Source organism: Haliscomenobacter sp. (genome assembly GCF_040403615.1).
In the GTDB taxonomy this organism is placed as follows: Bacteria; Bacteroidota; Bacteroidia; order Chitinophagales; family Saprospiraceae; genus Haliscomenobacter.
On the sequence record NZ_JBBAKG010000179.1, the window covers coordinates 1 to 7,354 of the forward strand.

The window sequence follows — 7,354 nt, forward strand, 5'->3', positions numbered from 1 at the left end:
TCATCCGCGTTCCCATTAATCCCCCTTTTGCAGTTCAACCAAATTAATCATTCCATGAAGGTGAAAACATCAATCGCGCTACTCATCAGCTTTTTAGCCTGTGCCCTACAAGCCCAGAATCCCCTCCTTCCCTCTTTCCAAACGCCTCCCCAAGCCGCCAAGCCCCGCGTCTGGTGGCATTGGATGAACGGCAACATCACCAAAGAGGGCATCCAAAAAGACCTTGACTGGATGAGCCGGGTCGGAATTGGGGGTTTCCAAAACTTTGATGCCAACTTGCTCACTCCCGTAGTTGTGCCCAAGAAACTGGTCTTTATGACTCCCGAGTGGAAAGACGCTTTCAAATTTGCCATAGAAACTGCCGACAAAAAAGGCCTGGAAGCCGCCATCGCTGGCTCACCTGGCTGGAGTGTAACGGGCGGCCCCTGGGTAGAACCCAAGGACGCCATGAAAAAATACGTTTGGACGGAAACCCGTGTAAATGGAGGCAAAACCTTTAGTGGCAAACTCCCCCAACCTGCTGAGGTCACCGGGAAGTTTCAGAATGTAGGCTTGGCGCAAGCCAATGCTTTTGGTGACCCAATGCCCAAAGCCCCCAACTATTACCAGGATGCCCTGGTCATTGCCTACCGCGTTCCTCAGAGTGATCAGGCTTTCACCGCCTGGAACCCCAAAGTAAGCTCCAGTGGGGGCACTTTCTCCCTCCAGGAACTGAGTGATGGCGATCTGGCAAAAGGGACTTTCCTGCCCCCGGTACCCGCCGGAGAAGACATGTGGATCCAATACGAATTTGCTACCCCCAAAACCGTCAAGGCATTTTCCATCTCTGGAGCCAACCATACCGCGCTCGAAGACTTTGACGGCGGCCCACTCAACCGCAGCTTGAAAGTGAGTGACGATGGCGTCAACTTTCGAGAAATTGCACCCGTATCAGGCAGCATCGTGCCTCAAAACACGGTGAGTATTCCCACCACCACCGCTCGTTTCTTCCGACTTGCTTTCAAATCATTTGTACCGCCAGTTAACCCCATTGCAGCCATGTTTGGCGCAGGAGGTACACCTAAACCCGAAGGGGTAAACGTGGCCGAATTCGTGTTGTACGCCACCGACCGCATCGACCAATTTGAAGACAAAGCCGGATTTACGCCCTGGAAAGAAAACCCCTTTCTTCCCGGGAATTCCAATCCTGATGCCATTGCAAACAAGGAAGTAATCGACCTGACTGCCAAATTAAAACCGGATGGCACCCTGGAATGGGATGCACCCGCCGGAAACTGGAACGTAATTCGCTTCGGCTACTCCCTCACTGGCCGCCAAAACCACCCTGCCTCGCCAGAAGCCACGGGTTTGGAGGTAGATAAGCTCGACAAAGAGGCAGTGCGCAAGTACATCAACACCTACCTGGACATGTACAAAGACGCTACTGGCGGTTTGATGGGCGCCAAAGGACTGACCCACATGATCCTGGACAGTTACGAAGCAGGCCACATGACCTGGACGAAAAGCTTCCCCGAAGAATTTGCCCAAAGACGCGGCTACGAGATTACAACCTGGATTCCGGTCTTGACTGGCCGGGTTGTCAAAAGCCTAGAAAGCAGCGAACAATTCCTCTGGGATTTCCGCAAAACCATCGGCGAACTCATTGCCGAGAGCCATTACGACGTGATTGGGGAAGAGCTGCACAAACGCGGCATGAAGCGCTACACCGAATCGCACGAAAACCAACGCATTTACCTGGCCGATGGCATGGATGTCAAGCGTTATGCAGATGTACCCATGTCGGCGATGTGGACGCCCGGCAGCTTGGCGGGTGGTACCGACGAAGAAGTACGCAGCGAAGCCGACATCCGCGAGTCGGCATCTGTTGCCCATATTTACGGCCAAAACATTGTTGCCGGGGAGTCTATGACCGCGGTGGGAAGGGCTTTTGTCTATTCTCCCGAACAGCTCAAACGCACCGCCGACTTAGAAATGGCTTCGGGTTTGAACCGCTTCGTGATCCATACCTCGGTGCACCAGCCATTGGACGACAAGAAGCCTGGTTTTTCTCTCGGGCCATTCGGACAGTGGTTTACCCGCCAGGAAACCTGGGCAGAACAAGCAACTGCCTGGATGGGTTACCTGGGGCGCAGTTGTTACCTGCTTCAGCAAGGCAAATTTGTAGCCGACGTTCTGTATTACTACGGCGAAAACAACAACATTACCTCTACTTTCAGCCAAAAACTACCCGCCGTACCAGCTGGATACGAGTACGACTTTGTCAACTCCAGCGCTTTGATCAATGTGATTCAGGTCAAAGATGGCCGTTTGGTTGCGCCAAGTGGCAATACCTACCGCCTGCTGGTACTGGATGAAAGCGCCAAATCAATGACCCTTCCCGTATTGAAAAAACTGCGCGATCTGGTTAAAGCAGGGGCAAAGGTAGCAGGAGTGAAACCGGAGAAGTCGCCCAGCTTGTCTGATATCCCTGAAGAGTTTCAAAGCATTGTGGCAGAAATCTGGAGTAACCCCAACGTGCTGAAAGGCAGCATCAAGGAAGCATTGAAGGCATTGAGCCTGAAAGAAGATGTGACCATCACTGGCAATACCGACAAAATCCTGTACGTGCACCGCCAAACACCCACACAAGACATCTACTGGCTCGACAACCGCAGTGAAAACAGCAATGGCGGCATCTTTAGCTTCCGGGTAAACGGAAAAATCCCTGAATTGTGGAACCCCCAAACGGGCAAAACGGAAAAGGTGTCTTACGAAATCAAAGATGGCCGCACCATTTTAACCCTGAGCTTTGAATCCTGGGATGCCTACTTCATCGTGTTCAGCGGCAAAGCAACGGCACCCGCATACACCAAGCCTGCTTCAATTTCAAAACCGGTATTGAGCATCACCACTCCCTGGAAAGTGAACTTCCAGACTGATCGCGGTGCCCCTGCCACGGCTACATTTGACAAATTGATCTCCTGGTCAGCCCACGCCGATTCAGGAATCAAGTACTTCTCCGGCACGGCGAGCTACCAAAATACGTTTACCATTCCCACCTTGGTGAAAGGCGCCAAATATGAACTCGATTTGGGCGATGTAAAAAATCTGGCGGAAGTGATTGTAAATGGCCAGAATCTGGGCATTGTGTGGAAAAAACCCTTCAAAACCGACATCAGCGCCGCCTTGAAAGGGGGTGTAAATACCGTCGAGATCAAAGTCACCAACTTGTGGGTCAACCGCCTGATCGGCGATGCGCAACCCGGTGCCGTGAAGACGACCTTTACGACGATGCCGTTTTATCAGGCCGATGGGACTTTGTTGCCTTCGGGTTTGTTGGGGCCGGTGGTGTTGAGGCAAGGAAATTGATTTTATCTTTTGGATGATCAATCCCAGGAACAAAAAGGAGATAATGCTTGTTCCTCTGAGCGGTAACCACGAAAGGCTCTTAAATGACTGATTTTATCTACGGCATCGACTTTGGCACCACCAACTCGGCCTTGGCCATTTTGGACACCAGAACGAACAGTGTGTTGAAAATTTTCACCACCCCTTCTCTGCTGTTTTTTCCAGATGCACAGGTCCCCCATGCTCCACTGACCTATTCCATCGGGGAAACAGCCGTGGAAGCCTATGTGGAAAGTAGAATGCAAGGCCGCTTTATGAAATCCATCAAACGAGTGCTGCCGAATAAAAGCTTTCTGGGAACCAGGATTTTCACCAAACTCTACAAAGCCGAGGATCTGGTTGCTTTGATTTTGCTCCACTTAAAAAAACAAGCCGATGATTTTTTGGGCGCCAATGTCACCACGGCCGTGATCGGTCGCCCAGTGGTTTTTGATGAAAACCCTGAAAAAGATCAACTCGCTCAGGAGCGCCTGGCTAAAGCGGTGCGGATTGCTGGCTTCGATACCTTTTATTTTCAGATGGAGCCCATCGGAGCAGCATTCACCTACGAGCGGCAAATCAGTAAAGAAGAACTGGTACTGGTAGCCGACTTCGGTGGTGGTACCTCGGATTTTTCCATCATGAAACTCAAGCCCGAGGCTATCCTCAACCCCGACCGCAGCGGCGACATGATCGCCAAAGGGGGCATCTACATCGGTGGAGACAGTTTTGACTCCGACATCATGTGGCATCGGGGTACGCCGCATTTTGGCCGAGGGGTTAAGGAAAAATTGGGGGAAGGGAAATGGATTGACCTGCCCCTCTCCTATTTTACCAACATTTGTTCCTGGGAAAAAATGAACTTCCTGGATACCTACAAATGGCGCAACACCATCAACAAATCCTACTTTGCCACAGGGCGGGATTACCGGGTAAAAAACCTGTTGACCTTGATTGAAAAAAACCTGGGTTATATCCTCTTCAAACAAATTGAAAAAGCAAAATTCGGCCTAACCGATCAGGATGTTTCCAACTTTACTTTTCATGAAATAGACATCCAAATTGATGAGTCCATCACGATTGAAGATTTTGAAAGTGTGATCATCCACAAAAATGTGGCTAAAATCGAGGCTTACCTGCACGCGTTTTTAAATAGCCAGAACATTGATTTTGCAGACATTGATACGGTTTTTATGACCGGTGGCACTTCTTATGTCCGCCCACTCAGCAACATTTTCAGCAGGTTATTTGGACCAGAAAAAATCAAATCCGGGGATAATTTCAATAGTGTCGCTACGGGGATCGCATATAGTTATTCGGTCGTGTCACAGTCCAGGTAAGTCACAGTCCAGATAAATAGCTGGCTGTAAAACGAAAAGTTTTTAATAATCTTACACAGGCAACTTTTCTAGTAAAAGAGGAGGAATAAAAAAATGTCAAATCAAATCATACAGTTTAGAAACTTACATCTGGGAATAGCTGCCCTCACCATTGGGTTGGTTGGACTCAGTTATGGCCTTTGGCCAAGCATGGTTTTACCCTTATTGCTCGATTTTAAGGTTGAAAGTGTTGATTTGAATCATGTTTTCAGGGCAATGATGGGGCTTTATCTGGGCTTTGCAACCTACTGGATCATTGGCATTTTTAAACTTGAACATTGGCGGCATGCCACACTAAGCAACATTATTTTTATGGGCGGGCTGGCATTGGGTCGAATAGTAAGTATAATTGTAGATGGGATACCCTCTGTGGCATTTTTAATCGGTACGGTTGTAGAAACGCTGTTCATGCTATGGGGAGTACTCAATTTGAAAATCAATTATCCGTTTATTGCTAAAGCACGCTCACTACCCATAAAATGAAAAAAACACTCCTCCTTTTCTTGCTGACTTACGCTAGCGTTTGTTTTGGCCAAGCCACAAAATATTCTGCTGCTCAAGTCCAGGAAGATATTCGGTACCTCCATCAACAATTGAAAAAACACCACCCCAACTTGTACGTATATGCCAGCAAGGCACAGCTTGACTCTACCGTAGCAGCATTGATAAAAGAGGCAGATCACCCAATGAGCGAGCAGGAGCTATATGCCCACCTAACCCGCTTTTCGGCAATCATCAAGGATGGCCATACCCTTTTTTTTCCAAACGCTACCTCTCTGGAATACCACAACAATCAATCCTTGTTTTTTCCTTTTAAAGTGTTTTATCAAAATAGTAAATTGTATGTAGAGTTGAATTGTTCCTTGAATGATGAAGTTGCCAGCGGAACTGAAATTTTGAGCATTAACGGCCTTTCTGCGGAACAAGTCATCCAATTTTGTCTGGATCGGATGATGCGGGATGGGCACAATTTGAATTATCCGATCTGGATTTTGAATCAATATTTTGCGGAATACTACAGCTATTTTTACGGGCACCCCTCCGAGTTTTCACTTGAGCTTAAAACAAGTAGCGGCGAAAACCGCAGTGTCACTGTCGCGGCATTGCCCAAGGCGAAAATCCGGGAAATTCGCGCTGCACGTTTTCCCAATCGTCTAACTGCGCGGGGTTTGAACCAAGAACCTGGCACAGGAATCCTGCTAAAAATTGACATACTGCGAAGCATCGCCACCCTTTCTATCCGCGATTTTGACAGTGGTATTTTAAAAACGGTGTACCAACAGGATTTTAAAAAAACCATTGGCTACTTATTTGCCCAAATCAAACAGGCACAAATCAAACACTTGATCATCGACCTGCGCGGCAACCAGGGTGGCAACCTTGAGAATGGTACGTTTTTGCTGTCCCAGCTTTTACCAGAAAAATTCAGGGTCGTGGAGCAATTTAATGTGGTCAAAAATCCAGAGGCAGCTACTGAGCAAGAACGAAACGTCCTGAAAAAAGGCTGGGGAACCCAACTCAATCCGCCACAAGCCAAACCATTCCTCGGCCCCACGTATCTCCTGGTGGATGGCGGCAGTTTTTCCAATTCCGGCATTGTCAGTTCGGCTTTCCGGCATTACCAACGAGGCAAGATCATTGGGGAAGAAACGGGCGGCAACAAAAGTGTGATTTGTGGCTGGGAAGAAGCCGTCACCCTCCCCTATTCCAAAATTTCGGTGTCCATCCCCACCCGACAGTTCGTAATCCGGGAAAGGTTCAAAAATGACGGACACGGGGTGATTCCGGATTTTATGGTACGGCCTACGATCCTGGAATTGGCGGAAGGCAGAGATGAGGTTTGGGATTTTACGCTAAACCTGATTCAAAAGTAAGAGTATGTTGAAATATTTTTGTTTTAAGCGAAAATTAGACTGATTGGGGTTGGATGAGGTACGAAAAGCGGATTATATCCAGACAAACTGGGACAGAACAGCACACATGAGTATGATGGAGAAATACCGATCCGATCCTTACTGATATTAAGAAACCCTATCCTTCCAATAGTCTGGATTGCGTTTATCATGTGCCAGGGCGATCACGAATATCTGGTCTTGTTCAATTCTAAAGATTACTTTGTAGGGAAACTTCTTCACTCTTGCGCTTCTGAATTCACCATAAACGCAAGGAAAGCGCTCAGGAAACTTAGGAATAGAGTTCAATGCGGAAGTTAGCTGAATACGAAACTGATCGAAAGCTTGTCTGCTTCGTTCCTCGTACCAGGTCAAACAACTGTCGATTTCTACTTCAGCGAGGTTATGGTAGCTTAAATTCAACGCCAAATTTTTCTGTTAATTTTTTGGATAATTCTTCTCCAGAAACAAGCGTTGCCGTTCCGTCTGAAACCTCCTGCCAACGCCGATCAATTTCCGCCTCCCATTCGGGGGACAGATCATCCTCATCCGTTTCAACACCGATTAAGGCGAGAAATTCAGCCTGTTCAGCGTCGCTTAGGCTCGAATATTCTTTGACCAATGCTTCAATGCTCATATTTCTATTATAAATTTCACACTTTGTAGTGGGGCAAAAATAAGTGATCATTTTTCCTGAGCCAGAGGATTAGATAAGAC

Annotated in this window: 6 protein-coding genes; 4 read left to right on the forward strand and 2 right to left on the reverse strand. The window is 48.0% G+C overall.

All coding sequences use genetic code 11. The features are described 5' to 3' along the window. Positions 1-54: 54 nt before the first annotated feature. The 4 genes from ABW391_RS27940 (at position 55) to ABW391_RS27955 (ending at position 6,619) form a co-directional block, all read left to right on the forward strand. Complete coding sequence (locus tag ABW391_RS27940) at positions 55-3,348, forward strand: glycosyl hydrolase (RefSeq protein WP_353485199.1); 3,294 nt, start codon at positions 55-57, stop codon at positions 3,346-3,348. 83 nt (positions 3,349-3,431) lie between these two features. Next, a complete protein-coding gene (locus ABW391_RS27945; RefSeq protein ID WP_353485200.1) occupies positions 3,432-4,706 on the forward strand; it encodes an Hsp70 family protein in 1,275 nt (424 codons plus the stop codon). Between the two features lie 93 nt (positions 4,707-4,799). Beyond that, the gene (locus tag ABW391_RS27950) at positions 4,800-5,228 is read left to right on the forward strand and encodes a DUF4345 domain-containing protein (protein ID WP_353485201.1); all 429 of its coding nucleotides are present in this window, start codon (positions 4,800-4,802) and stop codon (positions 5,226-5,228) included. Beyond that, positions 5,225-6,619: a S41 family peptidase gene (locus tag ABW391_RS27955; protein WP_353485202.1), complete on the forward strand. Its 1,395-nt coding sequence runs from the start codon at positions 5,225-5,227 to the stop codon at positions 6,617-6,619. Before ABW391_RS27950 ends, ABW391_RS27955 begins: the two co-directional genes overlap by 4 nt. Positions 6,620-6,766: 147 nt before the next feature. Here ABW391_RS27955 and ABW391_RS27960 read toward each other — a convergent pair whose 3' ends face one another. Both ABW391_RS27960 and ABW391_RS27965 read right to left on the reverse strand, forming a co-directional pair. After that, entirely contained in the window at positions 6,767-7,060 is a 294-nt protein-coding gene (locus tag ABW391_RS27960) for a type II toxin-antitoxin system RelE/ParE family toxin (protein WP_353485203.1), read from the reverse strand. Further along, positions 7,041-7,274, reverse strand: a complete 234-nt coding sequence (locus tag ABW391_RS27965; RefSeq protein WP_353485204.1) for an addiction module protein — start codon at positions 7,272-7,274, stop codon at positions 7,041-7,043. Before ABW391_RS27965 ends, ABW391_RS27960 begins: the two co-directional genes overlap by 20 nt. Positions 7,275-7,354: the final 80 nt, after the last annotated feature.

What these genes read in the sequence shown, in the direction of transcription:
- ABW391_RS27940 (WP_353485199.1), top strand. Translation starts at nt 55, where the DNA reads ATGAAGGTGAAAACATCAATCGCGCTACTCATCAGCTTTTTAGCCTGT.
- ABW391_RS27945 (WP_353485200.1), top strand. Translation starts at nt 3,432, where the DNA reads ATGACTGATTTTATCTACGGCATCGACTTTGGCACCACCAACTCGGCC.
- ABW391_RS27950 (WP_353485201.1), top strand. Translation starts at nt 4,800, where the DNA reads ATGTCAAATCAAATCATACAGTTTAGAAACTTACATCTGGGAATAGCT.
- ABW391_RS27955 (WP_353485202.1), top strand. Translation starts at nt 5,225, where the DNA reads ATGAAAAAAACACTCCTCCTTTTCTTGCTGACTTACGCTAGCGTTTGT.
- ABW391_RS27965 (WP_353485204.1), bottom strand. Translation starts at nt 7,274, where the DNA reads ATGAGCATTGAAGCATTGGTCAAAGAATATTCGAGCCTAAGCGACGCT.